Origin of the sequence: Streptomyces sp. NPDC050549 (genome assembly GCF_040655035.1) — a bacterium.
In the GTDB taxonomy this organism is placed as follows: Bacteria; Actinomycetota; Actinomycetes; order Streptomycetales; family Streptomycetaceae; genus Streptomyces.
In genome coordinates, this window is sequence record NZ_JBFAJD010000001.1 from 247,253 (window position 1) to 271,363 (window position 24,111).

Consider the following 24,111-nt stretch of genomic DNA (forward strand, 5'->3'; position numbering starts at 1 on the left):
GGGAGTCCCCTGTGCCCCCGGGGCGGACGGTCATGCGTAGCGCAGTTCGCCGGGACGCACCGAGCGGCGCAGCAGCGGCAGTGACGTGGCCGCAGCCAGCAGGCAGGCCGCGTACACCGCGACCGGGACCAGCAGCGCGTCGTACGGCACCGGGACGGCCGCGTGCTCCGAGGCGGCGCTGCCGTACCAGATGCTGATCGTCAGGCCGCCGAGGCCCGCCACCGTGAGCGCCGGTGCCAGCGGCACCGCGGTCTCCAGCAGGGTCGCCCGCGCGAGCACCGGGTACGGCACTCCGGCCGCCACCTGGGCGGCGAGTCCGCGGCGCCGGGTGGCGACGGACTCGGCGGTGCCGACGGCGAGCGCGGTCAGGACCAGGACGAGCGCGAAGAGGAGTGCGAGGCCGACGAGGTTCAGGCCGTTCTCGTAGAACCCGATGCCCTCCGCGTACCGGTCCGCCCGGCCGTGCAGGACCGAGAGCAGCACCTGCCGTATCCCCATGAAGCCCGAGCCGACGACCGTCACCAGCAGCACCGCGGCATGCGTACGGGCCGCCGCCCAGGGATCGTCGCGCAGTCGCTCCGCCGCGATCAGTACCGCCGGGCTCTGGGCGCGGGCGGCCAGGCCCTCACCGAGCTGCCGGGCCGAGGCACCGGTCAGCCACACCGCCACGGCGCCGATCAGCAGGCACACGCCGAAGACCGTGAGCGGGGTGAGGGCGAACTCGAAGGGCACGTCGTGGAAGGGGGTGGTCAGGATGTACACCACCGTCAGCGCCAGCAGCGCCGTCGCCACCCGGAACAGCCGCCCCGGACCCTCGGCCGGCCGCAGCCGCCGTATCCGCCCCAGGGGAGAGGTCACCACCCGGCGCAGCATCAGCGCGCTCACCGCCGCGCCCAGCACCGGCACTCCGGCGGTCACGACGGCGATGCCCGCCCAGGCCAGGGGGACGGGGCTGTGCCACAGCCGCAACAGGGCCGGTACGGCGAACGCCGCGGCCACCGCCGAGCCCGCCAGACAGGCAAGCCCCGACTCCAGCGCCGCGATCCGCCGAGTCTGGCCGGGGGTGGCCCCGGCGAGCCGCAGCGCGGCGAGCCGCCGGTCGCGCTGCACCGCGCCGACGCGGGCGCACTGGCCCAGAAAGCCGAGCACCGGGATGAAGAGCAGCAGCAGCGCGGCGACCACACCGATCCGGGTACCGGGCTCGTCGAGCAGCCCGCCGCCCACGGACACGTGGTGGTGCCCCTTAAGCGGCAGCAACACGGCGACGACCAGTCCGAGGCCGGTCGCCGGCGCCGCCCCGACGGCGGTGAGCAGGACGCGCCACCACTCCCGGCGGTCGGACCCCCGGGTGAGCAGCCGGGCCAGTCGCAGATCGGCGAGCAACGACTTCACGCCGTCACCCCCGCCCGCGCCGCGGTTCCGTCCGTCAGCCGGATCTCGCGGTCCGCGTACGCCGCGACCTGCGCGTCATGGGTGATCAGCAGCACCGCCGTACCAGTCTCGCGGGCCGTGCCCACCAGGGCCGTCATCACCTGCTCGCTCGCCAGCGAGTCCAGGGCGCCCGTCGGCTCGTCCGCGAAGACGATCCTCGGGCCGGTCACCAGGGCCCGGGCGAGCGCCACCCGCTGGGCCTGGCCGCCGCTCATCGCGCCCGGCCGCAGCTCGGCCGGCCCGCGCACCCCGAACCGCTCCAGCCACTCACCGGCCCGCTGCTGCGCCTCGGCGCGGGTGGCCCCGGCCAGCAGCAGGGGCAGGCCCACGTTGTCGGCGGCCGTCAGCTCGGGTATCAGCTGCCCGAACTGGAAGACCACCCCGAACTCGGTCCGCCGCAGCTCGCTGAGCCGTTTCTCCGGCAGTTCGTCCAGTCGCTCCCCGGCATACGTCACCGTCCCCTCGTCCGGGTGGACGATCCCGGCCAGGCAGTGCAGCAGGGTGCTCTTGCCGCTGCCGCTGGCCCCCGTGACGGCGAGGATCTCGCCGGCGGCCAGGTCGACAGAGGCGCCGTCCAGGGCCCGGGTCCTGCCGTGCGTCTTGGCGAGGTCCCGGGCCGCGAGCAGCGGCGCCGCCGTACCCCCGATGTCGCTCATGCTGTGTCGACCTCCGCGGTCAGAGTGGTCAGCCGGGCCGCCGTCGTCGCCATCCAACGGAGGTCCGCGTCAAGGTGGTTGAGGGCGTAGTCCGCCGAGAGGGCGGTCGCCAGGTCGGCGCCCTTGGCGGTCTTGAGTGCCGTGAGTTCGCGCATCCGCTCCATGTGGGCGGCGCGTTGGGCCCGGAGATACGCCTCCGGGTCGCCGCCGGACAGGATCGAGACGACGACCTTGGCGAAGATCTCGTTCGTCACGAAGGGCGCGGGCGCCGCGATCTCTCCTGCCCAGTGGGCGAGTTCGCGCGAACCCTCGGCGGTCGTGCGGTACGCAGTCCGCTCCGGGCCGCCGTCCGAGCCGGTGCCGTCGACCTCCACGAGACCGTCCCGGACCAGGCGTTGCAGGGTCGTGTAGACCTGCCCGTAGGCCAGCGGGCGGGCCTGTGGGAAGCGTTCGTCGTGGCGTCGCTTGAGGTCGTAGCCGTGGCTCGGTCCTCCCGCGAGCAGGCCCAGCAGGATGTGGCGGGTGCTCATGGCGATCAGTATGCACTGGATACATGTACTGAGTGAATAGTGATCAGCAGGAAAAGCGCGGGATCCGGGGTGGGGGAGTGGCCACGGTGCCGCCCGTACCCCAACCTGGAGGTCTGCCGTCGCGCCCACTGGGTAGGGCTGCGGTAACCAGCCGTCGCCCGATCCGACAAGGAGGCCACCGTGGCCGCATCGGCATCACTTCCGCTCCCGGCCCGCTCCAAACGCACCGCGGAGCCGTCCGCCGACCTCGAACCCGAGCTCTTCCACGTCGACTCCGAGGGCGCCTGGGCCGAGACGCCGCTCACCAGCGAACCCCCGCTGACCGACGCCGAACCCCTCACCAGTGAGCCCCCACTCGCCGACACGGCCCCGCTCACCAGCGAGTCCGCCGTGTTCGCCGACCCGGACTCGACGAGGCCCTAGATGACAGCACCCCGGCCGGCCGAAGCCCTCGGCGAGGAGTTGTCCCGGCTCGCCGAACTGCACGGCGTCGCCACCGCCTACAGCCCCGCCCCGGACCGCGCGGTCCCCGCCTCGCCCGGCGCCGTCGTCGCCGTGCTGGCCGCCCTCGGTGTCGACGCGAGCACCCCGCAGGCCGTACGTGCCGCGCTCGCCGCCCGCCAACAGGAGCTGGCCGAGCGGCTGTTGCCGCCCACCGTCGTGGGCCGGCACGGCAGCGCTCCCGCCACGCTCGACGCACTGCCCGAGGGCACCCGGCTGCACATCGAGACCGAACAGGGCGAGACCCGGACGGGCATTGAGCAACTCCCGCCCGGCGTCCACCACTTGACCGCCACCGCACCGGACGGCCGTAGCGCAGAGGCCCATCTCGTCATCGCCCCGGACCGGTTGCCGACCCCCGCCGGACGGTCGTACGGACTGATGGTGCAGGTCTACTCCCTCCTCTCCCGGCACTCCTGGGGCATGGGCGACCTCGGCGACCTGGGCGAGCTGACCGCCTGGGCCGGACGGGCGCTCGGCGCCGGGTTCGTGCAGGTCAACCCGTTGCACGCGGCCGTGCCCGGTGCCCCCACCGACCCGTCGCCCTACCGCCCGTCCTCGCGCCGCTTCCCCGACCCGGTCTATCTGCGGGTCGAGGACGTCCCCGAGTTCGTGTACGTGGAGGAGCGCGAGCAGGTGCGCGGGCTCCTCGAACGAGCCGCGCGGCTGCGCGAATCCGTCCTGGAGAAGGGCGCGTTGATCGACCGCGACGCAGTGTGGGAGCTCAAGCGGGAGGCGCTGGAACTTGTACGCCAGGTCCCCCTCGGGCCCGGACGGCGGGCCGCCTACGTCGACTTCCTCGCCCGCGAGGGCGAGGCCCTGGAGGACCACGCCACCTGGTCCGCCCTGGCCGAGGTGCACGGCTCGGACTGGCACCGGTGGCCCGCCGGTCTGCGCGACCCCCGCTCACCCGAAACCGCCCGCGCCCGCGCCGAGTTGATGGACCGCGTCGACTTCCACTCCCGCCTCGCCTGGCTCACCGACACCCAACTCACCGCCGCCCAGCGGGCCGCACGGGAAGCGGGCATGCCGCTCGGAGTCGTGCACGACCTCGCCGTGGGGGTGCATCCCGACGGTGCCGACGCCTGGGCGCAGCAGGACCACTTCGCGGCCGGCATGTCGGTCGGCGCACCCCCCGACGCCTTCAACTCCCTCGGTCAGGACTGGGGGTTGCCCCCCTGGCGCCCCGACCGCCTCGCCGAGTCGGGCTACGCCCCCTACCGCCGCCTGCTCCGCGCCCTCTTCCGCTACGCCGGCGCCCTGCGCATCGACCACGTCATGGGCCTGTTCCGCCTGTGGTGGGTCCCCCAGGGCGGCCCGCCCACCGAGGGCACCTACGTCCGCTACGACGCCGACGCCATGCTCGCCGTCCTCGCGCTGGAGGCCTCGCGCGCCGGGTCGGTGGTGATCGGCGAGGACCTGGGGACCGTGGAACCGGGTGTGCGCGAGGAGTTGCAGGAGCGCGGGGTGCTCGGCACGTCGGTGCTGTGGTTCGAACGGGACTGGGACGGCGACGGCCGCCCCCTCGCGCCCGAGCAGTGGCGCGCCGACTGCCTGGCCACCGCCACCACCCACGACCTGCCGCCCACCGCGGCCCGGCTCACCGGCGAGCACGTCGAACTCCGGGACCGGCTGGGCCTGTTGACCCGCCCGGTCGAGGAGGAGCGCGTCGAGTCCGCCACCGACGTGGGGGAGTGGCTGGCCCTGCTGGCCCGGCTCGGCCTCTACGAACCCGCGACGGGCGGCGGCCGCCCCGCGTCCGAGGAGGAGGCCGAGATCCACGCCGTCCACCGCTTCCTGCTCCGCACCCCCGCCCGCATGATCGGCGTCTGGCTCCCCGACACGATCGGCGACCGCCGCCCGCAGAACCTCCCCGGCACGTGGGACCAGTACCCGAACTGGCGCCTTCCGATCGCCGACGCGGAGGGCCGTCCCGTGACCCTGGAGGAACTCGCCGCGTCACCGAGGCTGCACGCGCTGGTGGATGTGCTGCGGGTGGGGTTGGGGGAGGGACCGGAAACGGGCTCGGGCGAGGGGGAGAGCGCGGGAACGGGCTTGGGCGAGGGTTCGGAAACGGGCCCGGGCGGAGGCGCGGAACGGGGTCCGTGACGCCCGTACGCCCCATACGGCACCCCCGGGCGCGCGGCACGTTCGGGCGTTCGCTACTTTTGCGGTGTGGACAAGAAGAACGCCCTGCGCGCCGGTGCCCTCGTTGCCGGTACGACGCTGATGATGCTGCTCATGACGTCCCCCGCGCTCGCGCTCACCCGCGACGACGGCGACGACCCGGGCAACGGCCTGAGCGTCGCCGAGACGCTGGGGCTCTTTGTCCTGTGCCCGCTGGCCCTGTTCGCGATCATCGCGGGGCTGGTCCTGGCGCTGGACAAGTCCAAGGACCGTGCGCCGAAGGCCAAGTCCGCCTCCGGCACGAAGGCCTGACCTCACCTTTCCCTAAGGGCGCCCGCATCACCCACAGCGGTGAGGCGGGCGCCCTCGGCATGTTCTCCCGCCGGGTGCGGCGGGTTCGGCTCTTCCCGATCGATGTTTCCCATGATGCCGAAGAGCCGGATGTGGTCACACTCAGTTTGATTCCGAGGAAGCGGCCCGGAGATGAGGGACTGGATCTTTTCCGTTCGCCGTGGATGTCGGCCAGCAGGAGATCGAGGAGTTCGCTGTCGGCCGCCTCGGACTCCTCGACCCGGTCGGTGAACTTCCTCCAGAGACCGTCGGCCCTGCTGGGGAGGCGGACGTCCGGGCCCTGGTCGTGCCGGTCCTCCCAGGCCTCCAGCCACCGCTGCATGCCGTCGAACGACTTCTCGCAGGCCTCGCGCGGCCGCTCGGAACTGTAGAGCTCGATGCGCGCCGCCGGCGCGGCGGGGGAGTGCAGGGCCTCGTTGCGTACGCCTTCGAGCTGCGGGAGGTCGAAGGTCTGCCGGGTGTGGGCGCGGAGCTGGGCGTAGGTGTGCACCGTGCTCATCAGGTCCTCGTAGGTGGCCACGCGGTGGTCCCGGATCCGTCGCTCCCGTTCGCGTCTCGACGTCGCCCGCTGGGTTGTCCAGGCGGCGCTGAGGGTGGCCGTCGCGCCCAGGGACGTGCCGATGATCGCGGCCTCTGCCGGGGTGATTCTCACGCCGTCATGATGAGGTGGCGGTGGTGCGGACGGAACGCCTCCGGTGGCGACGGTCGCTTCGGTGTGAGCGCCTCCGGTGGTGGTCGCCCCTTCGGTGTCGTGTGCTCACCGCCGCGGAGTCACTCCGCCGCCCTCTGGGTCCCGGCCAGCAACTCCCTCAGCAGGTCGGCCAGTTGTCCGGCCCGTTCCCCGTCGAGGGCGGCGGACAAGGCCTGCTGTTGGGCCGCCAGGCCCGCCCCCACCGCCTCGTCGATGAGCGCCAACCCCTTCTCCGTCAGGGTCACCTGGAGCCCCCGCCGGTCGTGCGGGTCGGGGGAGCGGCGGAGCAGGCCGGCCCGTTCCAGTTTGTCGAGGCGGCCGGTCATGCCGCCCGTGGTGAGCATCAGCGTCGCGGAGAGCTCGCGCGGTGAGAGGGTGTACGGCTCGCCGGCCCGACGCAGGGTCGCGAGGACGTCGAACTCGCCGCGCGAGATGCCGTGCGGCGCGTATGCCTTCTCCATGCGGTCGCCCATGGCCCGGGAGAGCCGGAAGATCCGCCCGAAGACCTCCATCGCGGCGGTGTCGAGGTCGGGCCGCACCGCCGCCCACTGCTCGACGATCGCGTCGACGGGGTCCTTGTCGTTCATGGGGCGAGTATCCGCCGGGTGGTAGGTCGGTTGCAAGAAAGCAGCTTGACGCTAAGTTGCTTAGCGATAAGCTAATTGCCGTCGACCTACTTCGGTCCATGCTGAAAGGCGTGTCTCCCATGGCCAGTCGCCCGGTCCTGACGGCCGCTCTCACCGCCCTCGCCCCGATCTCCTGGGGCACCACCTACGCCGTCACCACCCAGTTCCTCCCGCCCGACCGCCCCCTCTTCACCGGCCTGATGCGCGCCCTCCCGGCCGGACTCGTGCTCCTCGCGCTGGCCCGGGTGCTGCCGCGCGGGGCCTGGTGGTGGAAGGCGACCGTGCTCGGCGCGCTGAACATCGGCGCCTTCTTCCCGCTGCTGTTCCTGTCCGCGTACCGGCTCCCGGGTGGCATGGCCTCGGTCGTCGGCTCGATCGGGCCGCTGATCGTCGTAGGCCTCTCGGCGGTCCTGTTGGGGCAGCGGCCCACGGCCCGGAGCGTGCTCACCGGCGCCGTCGCGGCCTTCGGCGTCAGTCTCGTCGTACTGAAGGCGGCCGGTGCGCTCGACCCGGTCGGCGTGCTCGCGGCCCTCGCGTCCACGGCCTCCATGTCCACCGGCACCGTGCTGACCAAGCGGTGGGGCCGTCCGGACGGCGTCGGCCCGCTCGCCCTCACCGGCTGGCAGCTCACCGCGGGCGGACTGCTGATCGCCCCCGTCGCCTTCCTCGCCGAGGGGGCGCCGCCCGCGCTCGACGGGCGGGCGGTCGGGGGCTATCTGTACCTCGCGCTGGCGAACACGGCGATCGCGTACTGGCTCTGGTTCCGCGGCATCGGCCGGCTCTCCGCCACCCAGGTCACCCTCCTCGGCCCGCTGTCCCCGCTGACCGCGGCCGTCGTCGGCTGGGTGGCGCTCGGGCAGGCGCTCACGCCGTTGCAGGTGGCGGGGATGGCACTGGCGTTCGGGGCGACGGTGGCCGGGCAGATCGGGTCGCGCCCGTCTTATGCCTCCGTCCGGGAGGTAGCGTCACGCCAGAACGCCGTGACGCAACGCCGGAGGCGCCCGTGGCCGAAGAACCCTGCCCCAGTTGTGGCAAGCCGCTCACCGCACGGACGGGCCGTACCGGTCGGCGTTCCGTGTACTGCTCCGCCGCCTGCCGGCAGAAGGCCTACCGGGAGCGGCAGGGGAGCGGCGAGCTCGGTGTCGACGGACTGATCAAGGAGATCGGCCGGCAGGTGGAGGAGCTGGTGCCGCAGCCGCCCTCCGTCCTCTACTCCGGGGTGACGGAACTGTCGTCGTCCGTCGCGCGGCTCCGCCGAGTGGCCCGCACCGCGCGCGACACCGCTCAGGAATCCGTCACCCATCCCACCGTTACGGAAGTCCCGCTCGACGAAGGCGACTTCGCCGCGCTCGTCGAGTCCCACCGCCGTGAGATCCAGGTCCACTGCTACCGCATGACCGGCTCGTACGACGACGCCGAGGACCTGGTGCAGGAGACGTTCCTGCGGGCCTGGCGGGCCCGGGACACCTTTCAGGGGCGGGCCGGTGCCCGTACCTGGCTGTATCGCATCGCCACCAACGCCTGCCTGGACTTCCAGCGCCGTACGGCCCGCCGCCCCAAGCGCTACGAGCCGTTGCCCGGCATGAACCACGGTGGCGGGGAGCCGCCCGCCCGGATCACCTGGCTGCAGCCCTACCCCGACGACGAGCTGCCCTCCGCAGAGGAGCAGCCGGAGGCCGCCGCGGTCTCCCGGGAGACCCTCGAACTGGTCTTCCTGGCCGCCGTCCAGCATCTCCCGCCGCGCCAGCGCGCGGTGCTGGTGCTGCGCGATGTGCTCGGGCTGACCGCCGTCGAGACCGGCGAGGCCCTCGACATGACCGTGGCCTCGGTCAACAGCGCGCTGCAACGCGCCCGCCCCACCCTGCGCGACCGGCTGCCCGGCAGGCGTGCGGACTGGACGGCCGACGGGCCCACCGAGCACCAACGCACCCTGGTCAAGCGGTACATGGCCGCCGCCGAACGCCTCGACCTGTCCGAGGTCGCCGCCCTGCTCAGCGAGGACGTCACCCTCACCATGCCGCCGAACCCGTTCTGGTTCACCGGCCGCGACGCGCTCGTGGAGTTCCTGAGCGTCAGCCTCGACGTCAACTCGCCGATGTTCCTGGGGCATTGGCGTCATCTCCCCGCCCGCGCCAACGGGCGGCTCGCGGCCGGGGGGTACGTCCGACGGCCCGGAACGACCGTCTACCGCGCGCAGGTTCTCGACGTGCTCCGCTTCGGCCCCGACGACCGGATCGTGGAGATCACCTCCTTCGAACCGCATCTGTTCCCGGCCTTCGGACTGCCCCTGAGGCTGTGACCGATGAGTGGCGGGCGCCGCGTGCGTCTGTATGGCCGACTCGAACGACACCTGACCCACAAGGAGTTCACCATGCTGCTCACCGACAGGACCGCGGTCGTCTACGGCGCCGGTGGCTCGATCGGCGGTGCGGTCGCCCGTGCCTTCGCCGCCGAGGGAGCCCGTGTCCACCTCGTGGGGCGTACCCGGGAGACGCTGGAGGCCGTGGCCGCCGACATCAAGGACGCCGAGGTGGCCGTCGTCGACGCGCTCGACGAGGCGGCAGTGGAGGAACACCTTGCCCGTGTCGGGGACTTGGACGTGTCCTTCAACCTCGTCTCGCGCGGCGACGTACAGGGCCTGCCGATCACCGACATGCCCGTCGACGACTTCCTGGCGCCGGTGATCAACGGCACCCGCGCCAACTTCATCACCGCCCGCGCCGCCGCCCGCCGGATGGCCGAGCGGGGCAGCGGTGTCGTCCTCACCCTCAACAGCGGCTCCGCGCACGGCAGTCCGATGATGGGCGGCACCGGTCCGGCCGACGCGGCGACCGACAGCCTGGTGCGCAACCTGGCGATGGAGCTGGGCCCGCGCGGAGTGCGCGCGGTCGGTCTGTGGGCCGCGGGCATCCCCGAGACGCTCACGATCGAGAAGCTCGGCAAGGTCAACCCCGACCTCAACGAGGCGGCGATCCAGGGGATCCTCGACCACCTGTCGAGCCTGCGCATGACCCGCCGCAACCCCACCCTCGCCGAGATCACCGCGACCGCCGTGTTCCTCGCCTCCGACCACGCGGCGGGCATCACCGGCACGTTCGTCAACGTCACCGGCGGGATGTTCCCGGGCTGAAGGGACGGCAAAGGGCGCCCGGCGGATCGCCGGGCGCCCCTCATGGCCGTAGCGGAACCGGTTACGAAGCGGCCGCGTCCGCTGCCTGGGCCTTCAGCGCGCGCTCCACACCGGACCGGGACTCCGAGACCAGGCGGCGCAGGGCCGCGTTGGGCTCGGTGGCCGTCAGCCAGGCGTCCGTGCGGTCCAGGGTGTCCTGGGAGACCTGGATCGACGGGTAGAGGCCGACCGCGATCTGCTGGGCGATCTCGTGCGAACGGGCGTCCCAGATCTCCTTGACCGCCGCGAAGTACTTCTCCGTGTACGGCGCCAGCAGTTCGCGCTGGTCGGTCTGGACGAAGCCCGAGATCACCGCTTCCTGAAGGGCGTTGGGCAGCTTGTCGGACTCGACGACCTGCGCCCAGGCCTCCGCCTTCGCCTCCTCGGTCGGGCGGGCGGCACGGGCGGTCGCCGCGTGGCGCTCACCGGCCGCCGTCCTGTCCCGCTCGTACTCGCCGGCGATCTCCGCCTCGTCGAACCGGCCGACAGCCGCGAGGCGTTCGACGAACGCCCAGCGCAGCTCGGTGTCGACGGCCAGGCCCTCGATCGTCTGCGTGCCCTCCAACAGGGCGTCCAGCAGGTCGAGTTGCTCCGGCGTACGGGCCGTGGCGGCGAACGCGCGGGCCCACGCCAGCTGGTGGTCGCTGCCCGCCTCGGCGGAGCGCAGGTGCGCCAGCGTGGCGTCGGTCCAGCGGGTGAGCAGCGCCTCGCGGGCGGCCGGGTCGGCGTACAGCTCGATCGCCAGCTTCACCTGCCGCTGCAGCGACTGCACGACACCGATGTCGGACTCCTTGCCGATGCCCGACAGGACGAGGGAGAGGTAGTCGCGGGTGGCGAGTTCGGCGTCGCGGGTCATGTCCCAGGCCGAGGCCCAGCACAGGGCGCGGGGCAGCGAGGACTCGAAGTCGCCGAGGTGCTCGGTGACGAACGCGAGGGACTGCTCGTCGAGGCGGACCTTCGCGTACGACAGGTCGTCGTCGTTGAGCAGCACGACGTCCGGGCGGTGCTTGCCGACGAGCTGCGGTACGGCGGTCAACTCGCCGTCCACGTCCAGCTCGACGCGCTCGTCGCGCACCAACTTGCCGGTTTCCTCGTCGAGTTCGTACAGGCCGACCGCGATGCGGTGCGGGCGGAGCGTCGGCTCGCCCTTGGCGCCGGCGGGCAGGGCCGGAGCCTCCTGGCGGATCGCGAAGGCGGTGATGACACCGTCCGCGTCCGTCTCGATCTCCGGGCGCAGGATGTTGATGCCGGCGGTCTGCAGCCACGCCTTCGACCAGGCGCTCAGATCACGTCCGGAGGTCTCCTCCAGCGCGCCGAGCAGGTCGGACAGACGGGTGTTGCCGTACGCGTGGCGCTTGAAGTACGCCTGTACGCCCGCGAAGAACTCGTCCATGCCGACGTACGCGACGAGCTGCTTGAGGACGCTCGCGCCCTTGGCGTACGTGATGCCGTCGAAGTTGACCAGGACGTCGTCCAGGTCGCGGATCTCGGCCATGATCGGGTGCGTGGACGGCAGTTGGTCCTGCCGGTACGCCCAGGTCTTCATCGAGTTGGCGAACGTGGTCCACGAGTGCGGCCAGCGCGACTCGGGCGCGTACGCCTGGCAGGCGATGGAGGTGTAGGTGGCGAACGACTCGTTCAGCCACAGGTCGTTCCACCACTCCATGGTCACGAGGTCGCCGAACCACATGTGGGCCAGCTCGTGCAGGATGGTCTCCGCGCGCATCTCGTAGGCGGCGTCGGTCACCTTGGAACGGAAGACGTACTGGTCCCGGATGGTGACGGCACCGGCGTTCTCCATCGCGCCCGCGTTGAACTCCGGGACGAACAGCTGGTCGTACTTCTTGAAGGGGTAGGCGTAGGCGAACTTCTCCTGGAACCAGTCGAAGCCCTGCCGCGTCACCTCGAAGATGGCGTCCGAGTCGAGGAACTCGGCGAGCGAGGGCCGGCAGTAGATGCCCAGCGGGACGCTCTGCCCGTCCTTCTCATACACGCTGTGCACGGAGTGGTACGGGCCGACGATCAGTGCCGTGATGTACGACGAGATGCGGGGCGTCGGCTCGAACACCCAGGTGTCGTCCCGGGGTTCGGGCGTCGGGGAGTTGGAGATGACGGTCCAGCCCGTCGGTGCCTTCACGGTGAACTGGAAAGTGGCCTTGAGGTCCGGCTGCTCGAAGCTCGCGAACACGCGCCGCGCGTCCGGCACCTCGAACTGGGTGTACAGATAGGCCTGTTGGTCGACCGGGTCGACGAACCGGTGAAGCCCCTCACCGGTGTTGGTGTACGCGCAGTCCGCGACGACCCGGAGGATGTTCGGTCCCTCCAGCAGCCCGGCCAGCGCGATCCGCGAGTCCTTGAAGACCTCGTCCGGGTCGAGCGGGTCGCCGTTCAGCGTCACCTCGTGGACCGTGGGGGCCACCAGGTCGATGAAGGACTCGGCGCCGCCTTCGGCCACGTCGAAGCGCACCGTCGTCGCGGACCTGTAGGTCCCGCCCTCCTGCGCGCCGGAGAGGTCGAGATCGATCTCGTACGAGTCAACGGTGAGCAGCGTCGCCCGCTGCTGCGCCTCTTCGCGAGTCAGGTTTGTGCCAGGCACGCGGTCATCTCCTCGTTATGTGTGGGTTGCGCCATCCTTCCACGGGACCTGACCGGAACGCGATGTCCGTATCCCGCCGGTCAGCGGGGCGGACGAGCGCGAGCCTGGAGTCATGACGACGTACACGGCACGACCCATCGACCCCACCGTTCTGAAGGAGCTGCGCTCTGCTGACGATGCGGGGCGCCGAATGGTTCCCGCACTCGATGAGGAAGGCGGCGCTCCGCTCCGCTGCTGCCTGCGCCGCAGCGAGTCGGGGGAGCGGATCGCCCTCGTCTCCTACGCCCCGCTGCGGCGCTGGGCGGCGGAAACGGGGGTGGATCCGGGGGCGTACGACGAGCAGGGGCCGGTGTTCGTCCACGCGGAGGAGTGCGGGGGGCCTGCGGCCGGCTCCGGGTACCCGTTCGCGGACGCCCACCGGGTGCTGCGGCGCTACTCGGCCGAGGGGCACATCCTCGGCGGCGAACTGGTCGACACCCTCGACGAGGACGCCTTCCACAGGGCCTTCACCGACCCGTCCGTGGTTCTCGTCCACGTTCGGGCGGTGGAGTACGGCTGCTTCTTCTTCGAGGTGCGCGGGGCGTAGTGCCCTGCGCACCCCCGGCCGGCGACGACTCAGCCCCTCCGGCGTTTGAGGAGCGGGGTCCGGGGCGGAGCCCCGGAGGACGGGACGGGTAGGGGTGGCGGGGGCGAAGAACTCCCGGCGGGCGTCAGCTCTGCAGCTCCGCCGCCACCAGCTCCGCGATCTGTACCGCGTTCAGCGCGGCGCCCTTGCGGAGGTTGTCGTTGGAGATGAAGAGGGCGAGGCCGTGGTCGACCGTCTCGTCGGCACGGATGCGGCCGACGTAGGACGGGTCCTGGCCGGCGGCCTGGAGGGGGGTCGGGATGTCACTCAGGGCCACCCCCGGCGCGCCGCCGAGCAGCTCCGTCGCGCGCTCGGCCGTGATCGGGCGGGCGAAGCGGGCGTTGACCTGGAGGGAATGGCCGGAGAAGACCGGGACCCGGACGCAGGTGCCGGAGACCTTCAGCTCCGGGATCTCCAGGATCTTGCGGGACTCGTTGCGGAGCTTCTGCTCCTCGTCGGTCTCGTTCAGGCCGTCGTCGACGATCGAGCCCGCGAGCGGCAGCACGTTGAAGGCGATCGGGCGCTTGTAGACCTGCGGCTCGGGGAAGTCGACCGCCGAGCCGTCGTGGGTGAGCTTGTCCGCGTCGGCGACGACCTTCAGCGCCTGGCCGTGCAGCTCGGCCACCCCGGCCACACCGGAACCGGACACCGCCTGGTAGGTGGCGACGACCAGCGCCTCAAGTCCCGCCTCCGCGTGCAGCGGCTTCAGGACCGGCATCGCGGCCATCGTCGTGCAGTTCGGGTTGGCGATGATGCCCTTGGGGCGGTCGACGATCGCGTGCGGGTTCACCTCGGAGACCACGAGGGGTACGTCCGGGTCCTTGCGCCAGGCCGAGGAGTTGTCGATGACGACGGCGCCCTGCGCGGCGACCTTCTCGGCCAGTGCCTTCGAGGTGGCGCCGCCCGCCGAGAACAGCACGATGTCCAGGCCGGAGTAGTCGGCGGTGGCCGCGTCCTCCACCGTCACACCGTCGAGGACCGTCCCCGCCGAACGGGCCGAGGCGAACAGACGCAGCTCGGTCGTCGGAAAGTTCCGCTCGACGAGGATCCTGCGCATGACCGTGCCGACCTGACCGGTGGCTCCGACGATTCCGACCCTCACGGTGACTCCTTCTTGATGGCGGTTGCGTGGCCTGGGCGTTTCCATCATGCGTCCCACCCAGGCGGGTATGTCCAATCCTTTGCCCAGGTGCTGGACGGGCACACGGTCAGTCGCGGAGTTCGATCACCCACTCGCCCATCGACCTGACGTGAAGGATCGACTTCGATATCCGGTTCGGAGAGGAAGTTGTGTTCATCTTGCGGACCGGGAAGAGATTTTCGTCCAGTTCGTAGACGAACATGCTGCTGGTGTCGGCGAGCACCATCTCCGCCTCGGGCCCGATGTGACGTACGACTCCGTACCGGTCGCCGGGGGTCCGCGCGGCCAGCACCGGTGCCGCGTCCAGCGGGGCCTGCTCCAGGTGCCACTTCGTGTCCTCGGCGGCGTGGACGACGAGGAAGCAGGAACCGCCGGGATCCACCCAGACCGGGCCCAGGACGGGGCGCTTGCGCCACAGCGTGTCGGCGACGGCGGCCGACTTGCCGTAGGGGTGGTTCAGGGCCTTCACGACGAGTTTCGCGTCGTCGCGTGAGGTCCGCCGTACGGTCATCAGCGTCGGCGGGCCCTGGTAGCGCAGCACCGTGGTGCCCTTGCCCTCGGCCGTGCCCGTGAACAGCGGCGCGTCCTCCTCGGGCAGCAGGCGCAGGGTCCACTTGCCCGAGCACTGGACGCGTACGCGCTGCTCGGCCTGGCCGGCCGGGAAAGCGACGGCCGGGCCGCGGGTTGACGAGCGTGATCGTCTGCTCGCCGCGGCCCTTGTGGAGGGGGGAGCCGGTGGAGTCCTTGGTGACGGGGGGATCGGCGATCGGCATCTGGGCCTGAGCCACGGGTGCGGGTGCGGGTGTGGGCGTGGGCGTGGGCGTGGGCGTGGAGACCTTCGCCACCGGCTCGGTGGAGGCGGTCAGCGGCCGGGCCGTCAGCTGCCAGGGGCCGTCCGCTTTAAGGAGCAGCAGCAGGGGGCCGTCCGGCACGGGAGCCGTCTGACGCAGCGGGCCGGTGGCGCTGATGAGCAGCCGGATCTCGCTCCGGTCGTTCAGCTGGTCCGCCTCCAGGTACGAGAGGCTGAAGTAGCCCTGTCCGTTCTCGTCGCCCGCGAACTCGGCGTCGAGGTCGGCCGCCGTACCGGTGTGGGCGACGACCTCGGGGCCGTAGCCCTGGAGCGGGCCGGGACCGAGGACGCGGGCCACCGGCAGTGGCTGCACCAGGACCTTCCAGGTGTTCTCGGCCTTCAGGCTCAGCCGCAGGGGGCGGTCCTGCGGCGGGTGGACGAGGGCGCGGCCACGGAAGTCGTACAGAGTGCTGCTGCAGACGAAGTCGTCGTCCTTGTTGCGCTTGTCGAGCGTGTGTATCGAGAAGTAGCCCTCGCCGTCGTGCCAGGCCTCGACGATCACCGGCCCGGGCGGCAGCGGTACGGCCACGGACACCACGCCGTTGCCCCGGCCCTCCTGGACGTGGGCCGGGAAATCGGCCCCGAAGGGGAAGGCGGCCGTGGCCGCGGGCGTCGGCGCGGGCGCCGGCTCGGCCACCGCGATGCCGAAGTCCGTCGCCGGCCCCGCGAGTCCCGACGCGTACCCCTGCCCCACCGCCCGGAACTTCCACGCCCCGTCGCGCCGGTAGAACTCGCCCAGCACGAAGGCGGTCTCGCTCGACGCGTCGGTCACGTCGTAGTGCGCGACGACCGCGCCGTCACTGGTCATCGCCCGCACGACGAGGCCGGGTACCTGGCCGAAGTCCCCGCCGTCGCAGGACCCGGCGATCAGTACCCGCTGCACCTCGGGCTCCACGCGCTGCAGCTCCACCTCCAGCCATTCGGCGAACTGCCCCTCGCCCTTGCCCGTGCCCGCGTGCCGTACGGCTCCCGAGGGATGCGCCGGCTGGTTGCAGAAGACGAGGTCGGTGTCCCCACGCACGTTGCCGACCGCGTCGAGCAGCAACGCCGAGGCGTCCACGGCAGGCGTTCCCGGGACGTTCCGGCGACAGACGGCGACCCTCAACAGACCTGCGGGACAGGGATGTTGGCGCCCTTGGCGATATGCGTCACGGGACACATGCTGACAGTGGTGATCATGTGAAGTCGAGGGGGAAATATGCGGAAGCCGATGGTTCGGGAAACTCCGTCGCCGTGGGCCGAACGTTTCCGTGCGCTGCGGCGTCGTAGAGGAAACGCGGGAAGGGGGGTGGCTTGTGCTGCGCAGAACGGCCCGTCGGGTCCGGGAGGGCGATGATCCACTGGACGCGGCCCAGGAGCGGCGGGTGCGGGCGGTGCTCGCGCTCGGCGGGGTGCCGCAGGCGGATCTGCCGGACGGGGTCCAGCAGGTGCGGCTGAGGTTGCTGGAGCGGGCGGCGAAGGGCGACGAGGCGCCGCGCGACGTCTCGGCGTGGGCGGCGGTCGTCGCCTCGAACTTCGCCATGGACTGGCACCGGGCCAGGCGCCGGCAGGAGCGGGTGGGGGAGCGGCTGGCCTCCCTGCGCCAGCTGGCGCACCCCTCGGGCGAGGACACGAGCGTCCTGTCCCTGGCGGTGGCCCAGGGCCTGGACGAGCTGCCCGACCAGCAGCGCCAGGTCCTCGTCCTCCGCTTCTTCGCCGATCTGCCGGTGCGTTCCATAGCGGACGAGCTGGGCATCCCGGAGGGCACGGTCAAGAGCAGGCTGCACACGGCGGTCCGCGCGCTGCGCGACCGCCTGCACGAGGACGAGGTGGTGTGACGTGGCCACGCAGAACGAGGAGTACGACGGCGTGGACGCGCTGATGGCCGCGATCACGGGCGAGCCGGTGCCGGAGGCGGCCCGCGCGGACGCCGCCTACCTGGCCGAGCACCGGGCCGCGACGGCCGATGTGGCGCTGTTGCGGGAGCAGTTGGGGATCATCGGGGAGGCGCTCTCCGCACCGCCGCCGCGGCCGGAACCGGAGCCCGTGCGCACACCGCGTCCCGCCCGGCGGCGCCGTCCGGCCCTGCGCGCCCTCGCCTACGGCACGCTCGCGTTCGCGGTGGTGGCGGGGATGATCACCGGGCTCGCCTGGCTGGTCGCGCAGAGCGGGGGTGTCAACTCCGCGTCGAGCAGCAGCGCGGACTCCGGTTCCAAGGTGGCGGGCGGCTCCGGCGGGGGCTCCAAGGTCCCGGGCGCGCTGTCCGACCCGGGCCTGTACGTGGCCTGCTCCCGCCTGCTCGTCGAGGGGACCGTGACCGAGGTGCAGCCGGGCTCCGACCCCCGCAAGCGGATCACACTCGCCGTCACCCGCTCCTACCGGCCCGCGCACGGCCCGGCCCACGTCACGGTGGTGCTGGCCGCCGGGACGAGTCCGGCGCCGCGCCAGGGGCAGCATGTGCTGGTCGGTGTCCCGAAGGGCTCGGACACGGCGAACCTGTGGGCCGTGGGCGACGACGCCGTCGCCGCGGACCGGGCCGCGATCGTCGAGGCACTCACCGGAGCCGGCGCGGGCACGGCCACCTGCCCGCCCGGCTGAGAGCGAGAAGGGCGGGCGCCCGCACGGACGCCCGCCCCGTCTGTCGTACGTCGTGCTACGACGTGACCTTCTCGATCTTCACGCTGCCCAGGCCCGCGACCGTGCCGTGGGCGTTGACCAGCTGGACCCGGCCGAAGAACTCACGGCCCGCCGGAGCCGCCGCGAGGGCGGTGACGCTGCCGGAGACGGTCGCCGAGGCGCCCGTGCCGAGCTTGACCGGCGTCGAGTCGTCGACGGTGACCGTGCCGAGCGCGGCCGAGTAGAACACGTCCAGGTAGTCGTACGCGGTCGACCCGGACGGCACCGAGTAGCCCGCGACCTCGATCGTGTAGGTCCCGGCGGCAGGGTTGGCGACCGAGACCGCCTCCTCCGAGTCGCCGTCGGCGGACTGTCCGACGACCGTACCGGCGGCGTTCTTCACCGTCAGGTCCAGGTCCGCCGCCGTGTCCGAGACGTTGCCGATGGACACGTCCAGGGAGGTGGCGCCGGCGGGCACGTCGACCGTGGTGGTCTGGGTGACGCCCTCGGTGATGGTGGGCCGCGCGGTCAGCGAGGAGCCGAGCGGGCCGCCCTTCAACGTGCCGTCCAGTGCCGCGTAGTTGTTGGTCACCTTCCACGAGGCGGTGGCCGGGACGCCGACCTTGGCCTCGGGCACGGTCACGGTCTCCGGGTCGAAGGCCGCGCCGAGAACGGTGGCGTCCAGCTTGTACGGGTTGTCGAGCAGCGGCGAGGTGCGGCGCGACTCGACCTCGATCTCCCAGACACCGGCCTGCGGGTCGGCGTACGAGCGCACGTCGGGCTTGCAGCCGTTGCCGTCGAGGTAGTTGTTGTAGCAGTACGGGGTGCCGGTGTCCTCGACCGGAACGCCGTACGGGTGGATGGAGATGAACCGCGTCTGGCTCTTGTCCTTCAGCCCGCTGATCGCGACCTCGAAGGCCTTGGCACCCTCGGGGACGGTCAGGAAGTACGACTGAGTGCTGTTGCGCTGCACCGAACTCGACTTGGAGTAGGCGTAGTCGACCGGAGTGGAGACCACGACCGTCGTCAGGATCTGCTTGTCGACGCCCTCGGTCTTCGGGTCGTCGACCTCCAGGATCGCGCTCTTGATGCCCGAACTCTTCGGCGCCGCCTGCACCTTGACGGTCACCGGCTGGTTCAGCGGCAGCTTGACCTCGTCCGAACCGACGATCCGGAAGGTGCCGCCGGCGTTGTTCGCGATGCCCAGCTCGTGCCGAACGGCCTTGTCCGCCCCGGTGGTTCGCGTGATGACGACGTCGTACGTCTTCTTCGCGCCGGCCTTGAGGCCGCCCTCGCGGTCGTACAGTCCCGTGCCGAAGCCCGGGGTCTTCAGCGCGTAGTCGATCGCGGTGTCGACGGGAGCCTTGACGGTGTAGTCGTGAGACGTGGCGCCGTCCCTGATGGACTGCCACGCGTCCACGATGTCGATGAGGCCCGCGCCCTCCTCGTATGCCTGAACGCCCTTGATGTGATGGGCGGTTGAGGTCAGCGCCGTGCGCAGGGTCGCCGGGGTGAGGGCGATGTGCCTCTGCTTGGCGGCGCTCAGCAGCAGCGCCGAGGCGCCCGCGGCCTGCGGGGAGGCCATCGAGGTGCCCTGGAGCATCGAGTAGCCGGCCGGCAGCTTGTAGCCCGCCTCGGCGACCGGGGAGCCCGGCAGCCAGGTCTGGGTGGAGTTGATCGAGGCACCGGGCGCGACGAGCGTCGGCGTGAAGCCGCCGTCCTCACGCGGGCCGCGCGAGGAGAACGGCAGCAGCTGGTACTTCCTCGCCACCTGCGAGCCGTAGTTGGCGGCCCAGGTCTCCTTGGAGATGGCCGCGCCGACCGAGATCACCTTGTCGGCCAGGCCGGGGTCGCCGATCGTGTTGGCGCCCGGACCGGAGTTGCCGGCCGAGATCACGAGCTGCACGCCGTAGGTGTCGATGAGCCGTGTGTACAGCTCGGCGCGCGCGTTGTTGCCGTCGTTCAGTGCGGGCAGGCCGCCGATCGACATGTTGACGATGTCGACACCGCGGTTGGCGACGAGGTCGATCATGCCCTCGGTGAGCGCCACGTTGGTGCAGCCGCCGGTCCAGGTGCAGGCCCGCGAGGAGACGATCTTCGCGCCCGGGGCCGCGCCGTTCATCCTGCCGCCGAACAGGCCGTTGGCCGCGGTGATACCGGCGACGTGGGTGCCGTGCTCGGACTCGATGACACCGATGTTGACGTAGTCCGCCTTCGCGCCGGACGCGTTGTAGACGACGTCCTTGCGGATCTCGACGACGAACGGGATGCGCTCGACGACGTCGGTCGCCGGGTCGTCCGTCCCGAAGTAGCCGATCTGGTAGCCGTCCTTGTACGGCTTCATCGGGGTGTCGTCGGTGAAGTCGAGGTTGTCGTTCAGGTCGACGCGGACGGTGCCGGCGGCGGGGTCGTAGAGCACACCCCAGACGTCCTTGGTGTCGCCGTCGCGGTTCAGGTCGCCGGCCATGTCGCCGCCGGTGGTGGCGGACTCGGCGAAGTAGCTGAACTTGTAGTCGCCCGTGGGCGCCTTGAAGGTCTCGGTGCCCTGGCTGACCGTGGTGATCGAGAACTCCGGGCCGGAGACCGCCCTGGTCATCTGCCGCCAGGTGGCGTCGCCGTCGTTGACCGGGTCGGTCGAGGTGACCCAGTCCACGATCTTGCGCTCGCCGGTGGTGGTCTTCTGCAGCGCCGGGTGGCCGAGGTCGACGCCGGAGTCGAGGATGCCGATGGTGATGCCCCGGCCGTCCGCCTTCGGGTTCTTCTTCACGAAGTCGACGGCGCCCGTCTCGAAGGACGGGTTGTACGGGTTCTCGGCGGGGGTGGTCCTGCTCGGCCCCGAGTAGGTGACGGTCTTCGTCGCCTTGGCGGCGCCCTTCGCGGTGTCCGCGCTCGGGGTCGGGTCGTCGAGCGCGATCTCCTGGCGCAGGTCGATCGCGTGCACCGAGGACAGCTTCGCGGCGGCGGCGATCGCCGAGTCCGCCCTGCCCGTCGGGACGGTGGCGCGGACGTAGCCGAGCTTGTCGTAAGTACGGCCCACCGAGCCGCCCTTGACCGCGTCCAGCTGGTCGGCGACCTGCTCGGTCTGGCCCGGAGCGGTCGCGATCATCATCGTGACGTTCTTGTCGCCGTCGGCCTTGGCCGTGGCGAGCAGATCGGCGTCGTCCGAACCGAGTTTGGCGGCGGCGGACTTGACGGTCCCGTCCGTGGGCGCCGTGCTGGACGGGGCATCCGCGGAGAAGGCCATGGGTATCGGCCCGGCCGCGGACAGCGCGGCGACGAGACCGGCGGCCACGGATATTCGGGCCACGCGTCTCTTGGGGGTGAGGGTCATCGGCATCCCTTGTAGGTGAAGAATCCAGTGCCGGACGAGCGCACAGCTTTACCCAAGGGACAGTTGTTTGGGAAGTGTTGACCGAAACGATATGAACGTATGGGGAAAACCCCCTATTGGGCAGGGGGTTCAGGACTCCTTGACGCGCGTGTAGTGGCGGGACGCCTTCGCGCGGTTGCCGCAGGCCGCCATCGAGCACCAGCGGCGGGTGCCGTTCCTCGACGTGTCGTAGAAGTGCAGGATGCACGCCTCGTGGGCGCAGCGGCGGATGCGGTCGGGGGCGGCGGCGAGCAACTCCAGGTAGTTGCGGGCGGCGAGCCAGCCGGGGCCCCACCGGGGGTCGTCGAACTCGGGGATCTCGCCGGGGCCTTCGGCGGTGAGCGTGGCCCGGATGCGTCCGTTCCGGAGTACGGCGTCGACGAGCGGTGCCCCCTCGCGCAGTGACCCGTCGACGGTTGTCCTCAGTGCCTCGCGGGCCTGGAGGGTGTGGCTCAGCATCCTGGTGTCGGGGGAGTGCCCGCCGTCCAGCCCGTTCGCGGCCAGCCACACGCCGAGCCCGTCGACGTCGGTGAGCAGGTCCTGGACGGAGCCCTCCTTCATCCACCGCGTGTTGAGCAGGTCGAGCGCGAGCGGCTCGCCGGCGAGCGGGCGGGGGTCGGAGGTCGTAGTCACGGAGATGCTCCCTTCTGATCTAACCGGTCAAGACTACGTGACCGGTTGACCCTCTCAATTCTAACCACTAATGTCATTGACGACGGTTAGATCAAAGGAGGGCTTCCCATGACCCTGCACGCCGGCCACATCGGCCTGAACGTCACCGACCTCGACCGCTCGCTCGCCTTCTACCGGGACGTCCTCGGCTTCGCGGTACTCGCCGAGGGCAAGGAGGACGACGACCGCCGGTACGCGTTCCTCGGCGACGGCGGCGACCACCCCGTCCTCACCCTCTGGCAGCAGGCGCGGGAGTCCTACGGCGGCGACCGCGTCGGCCTCCACCACCTGGCGTTCGCGGCCGACTCGATCGAGCGGGTCGAGCGCTACGAGGAGGCGCTCAAGGCCTACGGCGCCGAGTTCGCGTACGAAGGTGTGGTCGCCCATCGCGAGGGCGCGGCCTCCGGCGGCATCTTCTTCCACGACCCGGACGGCACCCGCCTGGAGATCTCCGTGCCGAGCGGCGCCGAGCACGCCCCGGCCCCGCACGCCGAAGTCCCGACCTGCGGCTTCTTCTAGCCATGGCCGCCATGCGGACGTATCACGCGGGGTCCCGTGCTGTGCAGGACCGGGCGGGAGTGCGTGACATCGCCGATCGCGTCGGCCAGATCATCGGCCAGGGCATCAAACCCGTGGCCGCCGCCTTCCTGGAACTCCAGCCCCTCCTGATCCTGGGCGCCGCCGACCCGGCGACGGACCGGGTCTGGGCCTCCCCGCTCACCGGCCCACCCGGTTTCGTCCGGGCGACAGGCCCCCACCAGATCTCGGTCACCGGCGGCACACTCCCGGCCGACCCCCTGGTCCCGGCCCTCACCGGCGCACGGGACCTGCCGGTCGGCACGATCGCCCTCGACCCCCGCACCCGCCGCCGTATGCGAGTCGACGGCCGACTCCGTTCCACCGCGCGGGGGTTCGCGATCGAGGCGGAGCGGGTGTTCTCCAACTGCCCCAAGTACATCCAGCGGAGAGCGTCGTACGAGACGGTCATGGACCGCGTGCCGGCAGCCGCCCGGCGCGGCCGTGAACTGACCGCCGCCCAGACCGAGTTCATCGCGGCGGCCGACACCTTCTTCCTCGCCACCGTCCACCAGCACGGCGCCGACGCCAGCCACCGGGGCGGCAACTCCGGCTTCGTACAAGCCGTTTCGCCCCGCGAACTGACCTGGCCGGACTACCCGGGCAACGCCATGTTCCTCAGCCTGGGCAACCTCCTCACCGACCCCCGCGCGGGACTCCTCTTCCTTGACTGGACGACGGGCACGACCCTCCAACTCACCGGCGAGGCACGGACGGAGTTCGGGGAGGACGGAGAACGCAGGGTGCGCTTCACTCTCGACGAGGCCGTAGAGACCCCCACAGCGCTCCCCCTGCGCTGGTCCGCCCCGGAATACTCACCTGCCAATCCGACTCCGTCGCGTTGAGCGCCCTGAAGGGGCGCGGGGAACCGCGCGGCCGGCCACGACGGCGCGTCAGCCGAAAATCCACCTGCGCCACCCCCGGCGAAGCGCCTAGCTTCTCCGAGTGCGCAAGAAACTGAGGGTCGCCGCCTATGCCGTCTGCGTCCGGGACGGACAGCTCCTGCTCGCCCGGTCACCGGCCGCGGGCGGGGGGTACGAGTGGGTGCTGCCCGGCGGTGGCATGGACCACGGCGAGCATCCGAACGACACGGTCGTCAGGGAGCTTGAGGAGGAGACCGGTTACCACATCGAGGTCACCGGTTTCCTCGGCATGAACTCGATCCACCACGTCATTCCATGGAGTTACCGACGCAAGGTGGACCAACACGGCCTCCGGCTCGTCTACGAGGGCCGGATCCTCGGCGGCGAGCTCCGCAACGAGATCGGCGGCTCCACCGACATGGCCGCCTGGCATCCGCTGGACGACGTGTTGGGTCTGCGCCGCGTCCGGTTGATCGACGTCGCGCTGCGGCTGTGGCGCGAGCGGCCGGCCGTGGGACGCGTCCCGGAATAGCTTCAGTACCCCGGCAGATGAACGCTGAGTAGCCACCTCCCGGCGGCTCGACGAGCGTTCACGAACGCACAGGGGGCGCCAAGATCCACGTACGGTGATCGGCGCTACGCGTTGCCGTCTCGTTTACGCGCAGGTCATCCCCGATGCCAAGCATCCAGTACGAGCGGGCAGTTCGCGACCGCGATCGAAAACCGGTCGACGCGAACACC

The 24,111-nt window shown here is 71.4% G+C and carries 22 protein-coding genes; 12 read left to right on the plus strand and 10 right to left on the minus strand.

What is annotated here, in order from left to right:
• Positions 1–30: 30 nt before the first annotated feature.
• The 3 genes from AB0I51_RS01120 to AB0I51_RS01130 are packed head-to-tail and all read right to left on the minus strand — an operon-like array spanning position 31 to position 2,617.
• Positions 31–1,392: an FtsX-like permease family protein gene (locus AB0I51_RS01120; protein WP_362970103.1), complete on the minus strand. Its 1,362-nt coding sequence runs from the start codon at positions 1,390–1,392 to the stop codon at positions 31–33.
• Positions 1,389–2,087: an ABC transporter ATP-binding protein gene (locus AB0I51_RS01125; protein ID WP_362970105.1), complete on the minus strand. Its 699-nt coding sequence runs from the start codon at positions 2,085–2,087 to the stop codon at positions 1,389–1,391. Before AB0I51_RS01125 ends, AB0I51_RS01120 begins: the two co-directional genes overlap by 4 nt.
• Positions 2,084–2,617 carry a PadR family transcriptional regulator gene (locus tag AB0I51_RS01130; protein WP_362970107.1) on the minus strand — a complete coding sequence of 178 codons (534 nt, stop codon included), beginning with the start codon at positions 2,615–2,617 and terminating at the stop codon, positions 2,084–2,086. The genes AB0I51_RS01125 and AB0I51_RS01130 overlap by 4 nt, the downstream gene beginning before the upstream one ends.
• A 180-nt stretch (positions 2,618–2,797) precedes the next feature.
• On the opposite strand from AB0I51_RS01130, the gene AB0I51_RS01135 reads away from it, so the two are divergent.
• From AB0I51_RS01135 to AB0I51_RS01145, 3 genes are all read left to right on the plus strand, one after another.
• Positions 2,798–3,040 carry a hypothetical protein gene (locus AB0I51_RS01135; protein ID WP_362970109.1) on the plus strand — a complete coding sequence of 81 codons (243 nt, stop codon included), beginning with the start codon at positions 2,798–2,800 and terminating at the stop codon, positions 3,038–3,040.
• The gene (gene malQ, locus AB0I51_RS01140) at positions 3,041–5,227 is read left to right on the plus strand and encodes a 4-alpha-glucanotransferase (RefSeq protein WP_362970111.1); all 2,187 of its coding nucleotides are present in this window, start codon (positions 3,041–3,043) and stop codon (positions 5,225–5,227) included.
• 66 nt (positions 5,228–5,293) lie between these two features.
• Positions 5,294–5,557 (plus strand): hypothetical protein, encoded by a 264-nt coding sequence (locus AB0I51_RS01145; RefSeq protein ID WP_362970113.1) that lies wholly within the window; start codon positions 5,294–5,296, stop codon positions 5,555–5,557.
• Here the strand turns inward: AB0I51_RS01145 and AB0I51_RS01150 are convergent.
• Both AB0I51_RS01150 and AB0I51_RS01155 read right to left on the minus strand, forming a co-directional pair.
• Positions 5,475–6,248, minus strand: a complete 774-nt coding sequence (locus AB0I51_RS01150) for a hypothetical protein (protein ID WP_362970115.1) — start codon at positions 6,246–6,248, stop codon at positions 5,475–5,477. The two genes, AB0I51_RS01145 and AB0I51_RS01150, sit on opposite strands and share 83 nt — an antisense overlap.
• Before the next feature lie 119 nt (positions 6,249–6,367).
• Positions 6,368–6,874 (minus strand): MarR family transcriptional regulator, encoded by a 507-nt coding sequence (locus AB0I51_RS01155; RefSeq protein WP_362970117.1) that lies wholly within the window; start codon positions 6,872–6,874, stop codon positions 6,368–6,370.
• 119 nt (positions 6,875–6,993) lie between these two features.
• On the opposite strand from AB0I51_RS01155, the gene AB0I51_RS01160 reads away from it, so the two are divergent.
• The 3 genes from AB0I51_RS01160 (at position 6,994) to AB0I51_RS01170 (ending at position 10,043) form a co-directional block, all read left to right on the plus strand.
• Complete coding sequence (locus tag AB0I51_RS01160) at positions 6,994–8,067, plus strand: EamA family transporter (protein WP_362970119.1); 1,074 nt, start codon at positions 6,994–6,996, stop codon at positions 8,065–8,067.
• Entirely contained in the window at positions 7,989–9,212 is a 1,224-nt protein-coding gene (locus AB0I51_RS01165; RefSeq protein ID WP_362970121.1) for a sigma-70 family RNA polymerase sigma factor, read from the plus strand. The genes AB0I51_RS01160 and AB0I51_RS01165 overlap by 79 nt, the downstream gene beginning before the upstream one ends.
• Positions 9,213–9,284: 72 nt before the next feature.
• Complete coding sequence (locus AB0I51_RS01170; protein WP_362970123.1) at positions 9,285–10,043, plus strand: SDR family oxidoreductase; 759 nt, start codon at positions 9,285–9,287, stop codon at positions 10,041–10,043.
• Positions 10,044–10,104: 61 nt separating this feature from the next.
• On the opposite strand, the gene pepN is transcribed toward AB0I51_RS01170, so the two are convergent.
• On the minus strand, positions 10,105–12,678 hold the full coding sequence (gene pepN / locus AB0I51_RS01175; protein ID WP_362970125.1) for an aminopeptidase N: 2,574 nt from the start codon (positions 12,676–12,678) through the stop codon (positions 10,105–10,107).
• A gap of 112 nt (positions 12,679–12,790) precedes the next feature.
• Between pepN and AB0I51_RS01180 the strand changes: the two genes are divergently transcribed.
• The gene (locus tag AB0I51_RS01180) at positions 12,791–13,264 is read left to right on the plus strand and encodes a DUF1203 domain-containing protein (protein ID WP_362970127.1); all 474 of its coding nucleotides are present in this window, start codon (positions 12,791–12,793) and stop codon (positions 13,262–13,264) included.
• A gap of 124 nt (positions 13,265–13,388) precedes the next feature.
• Here AB0I51_RS01180 and AB0I51_RS01185 read toward each other — a convergent pair whose 3' ends face one another.
• A complete protein-coding gene (locus tag AB0I51_RS01185; RefSeq protein WP_362970129.1) occupies positions 13,389–14,405 on the minus strand; it encodes an aspartate-semialdehyde dehydrogenase in 1,017 nt (338 codons plus the stop codon).
• Between the two features lie 44 nt (positions 14,406–14,449).
• Positions 14,450–16,354, minus strand: a complete 1,905-nt coding sequence (locus AB0I51_RS01190) for a TerD family protein (RefSeq protein WP_362970131.1) — start codon at positions 16,352–16,354, stop codon at positions 14,450–14,452.
• A 235-nt stretch (positions 16,355–16,589) separates the two neighbouring features.
• On the opposite strand from AB0I51_RS01190, the gene AB0I51_RS01195 reads away from it, so the two are divergent.
• Positions 16,590–17,111, plus strand: a complete 522-nt coding sequence (locus tag AB0I51_RS01195) for a sigma-70 family RNA polymerase sigma factor (protein ID WP_362970133.1) — start codon at positions 16,590–16,592, stop codon at positions 17,109–17,111.
• 1 nt (position 17,112) lies between these two features.
• Positions 17,113–17,871, plus strand: coding sequence for a hypothetical protein (locus AB0I51_RS01200; RefSeq protein ID WP_362970135.1), 759 nt, complete (start codon positions 17,113–17,115; stop codon positions 17,869–17,871).
• Positions 17,872–17,926: 55 nt separating this feature from the next.
• Here AB0I51_RS01200 and AB0I51_RS01205 read toward each other — a convergent pair whose 3' ends face one another.
• Together AB0I51_RS01205 and AB0I51_RS01210 are read right to left on the minus strand one after the other, a co-directional pair.
• On the minus strand, positions 17,927–21,220 hold the full coding sequence (locus AB0I51_RS01205) for a S8 family serine peptidase (protein WP_362970137.1): 3,294 nt from the start codon (positions 21,218–21,220) through the stop codon (positions 17,927–17,929).
• 129 nt (positions 21,221–21,349) lie between these two features.
• Entirely contained in the window at positions 21,350–21,892 is a 543-nt protein-coding gene (locus tag AB0I51_RS01210) for a CGNR zinc finger domain-containing protein (protein ID WP_362970139.1), read from the minus strand.
• A gap of 108 nt (positions 21,893–22,000) precedes the next feature.
• Here AB0I51_RS01210 and AB0I51_RS01215 point away from each other — a divergent pair, with 108 nt between their 5' ends.
• The 3 genes from AB0I51_RS01215 to AB0I51_RS01225 all read left to right on the plus strand — a co-directional run bounded on the left by AB0I51_RS01215 (position 22,001) and on the right by AB0I51_RS01225 (position 23,902).
• Entirely contained in the window at positions 22,001–22,450 is a 450-nt protein-coding gene (locus tag AB0I51_RS01215) for a VOC family protein (RefSeq protein WP_362970141.1), read from the plus strand.
• A gap of 11 nt (positions 22,451–22,461) precedes the next feature.
• Entirely contained in the window at positions 22,462–23,352 is an 891-nt protein-coding gene (locus tag AB0I51_RS01220; RefSeq protein WP_362970143.1) for a pyridoxamine 5'-phosphate oxidase family protein, read from the plus strand.
• A 100-nt stretch (positions 23,353–23,452) separates the two neighbouring features.
• Positions 23,453–23,902, plus strand: coding sequence for an NUDIX hydrolase (locus tag AB0I51_RS01225; protein WP_362970145.1), 450 nt, complete (start codon positions 23,453–23,455; stop codon positions 23,900–23,902).
• Positions 23,903–24,111: the final 209 nt, after the last annotated feature.

Bases quoted from the DNA above. Each gene is read 5' to 3' on its own strand.
- AB0I51_RS01170 (WP_362970123.1), top strand. From the start codon at position 9,285: ATGCTGCTCACCGACAGGACCGCGGTCGTCTACGGCGCCGGTGGCTCG.
- AB0I51_RS01215 (WP_362970141.1), top strand. From the start codon at position 22,001: ATGACCCTGCACGCCGGCCACATCGGCCTGAACGTCACCGACCTCGAC.
- AB0I51_RS01180 (WP_362970127.1), top strand. From the start codon at position 12,791: ATGACGACGTACACGGCACGACCCATCGACCCCACCGTTCTGAAGGAG.
- AB0I51_RS01155 (WP_362970117.1), bottom strand. From the start codon at position 6,874: ATGAACGACAAGGACCCCGTCGACGCGATCGTCGAGCAGTGGGCGGCG.
- malQ (WP_362970111.1), top strand. From the start codon at position 3,041: ATGACAGCACCCCGGCCGGCCGAAGCCCTCGGCGAGGAGTTGTCCCGG.
- AB0I51_RS01130 (WP_362970107.1), bottom strand. From the start codon at position 2,617: ATGAGCACCCGCCACATCCTGCTGGGCCTGCTCGCGGGAGGACCGAGC.
- AB0I51_RS01205 (WP_362970137.1), bottom strand. From the start codon at position 21,220: ATGACCCTCACCCCCAAGAGACGCGTGGCCCGAATATCCGTGGCCGCC.
- AB0I51_RS01220 (WP_362970143.1), top strand. From the start codon at position 22,462: ATGCGGACGTATCACGCGGGGTCCCGTGCTGTGCAGGACCGGGCGGGA.
- AB0I51_RS01125 (WP_362970105.1), bottom strand. From the start codon at position 2,087: ATGAGCGACATCGGGGGTACGGCGGCGCCGCTGCTCGCGGCCCGGGAC.
- AB0I51_RS01160 (WP_362970119.1), top strand. From the start codon at position 6,994: ATGGCCAGTCGCCCGGTCCTGACGGCCGCTCTCACCGCCCTCGCCCCG.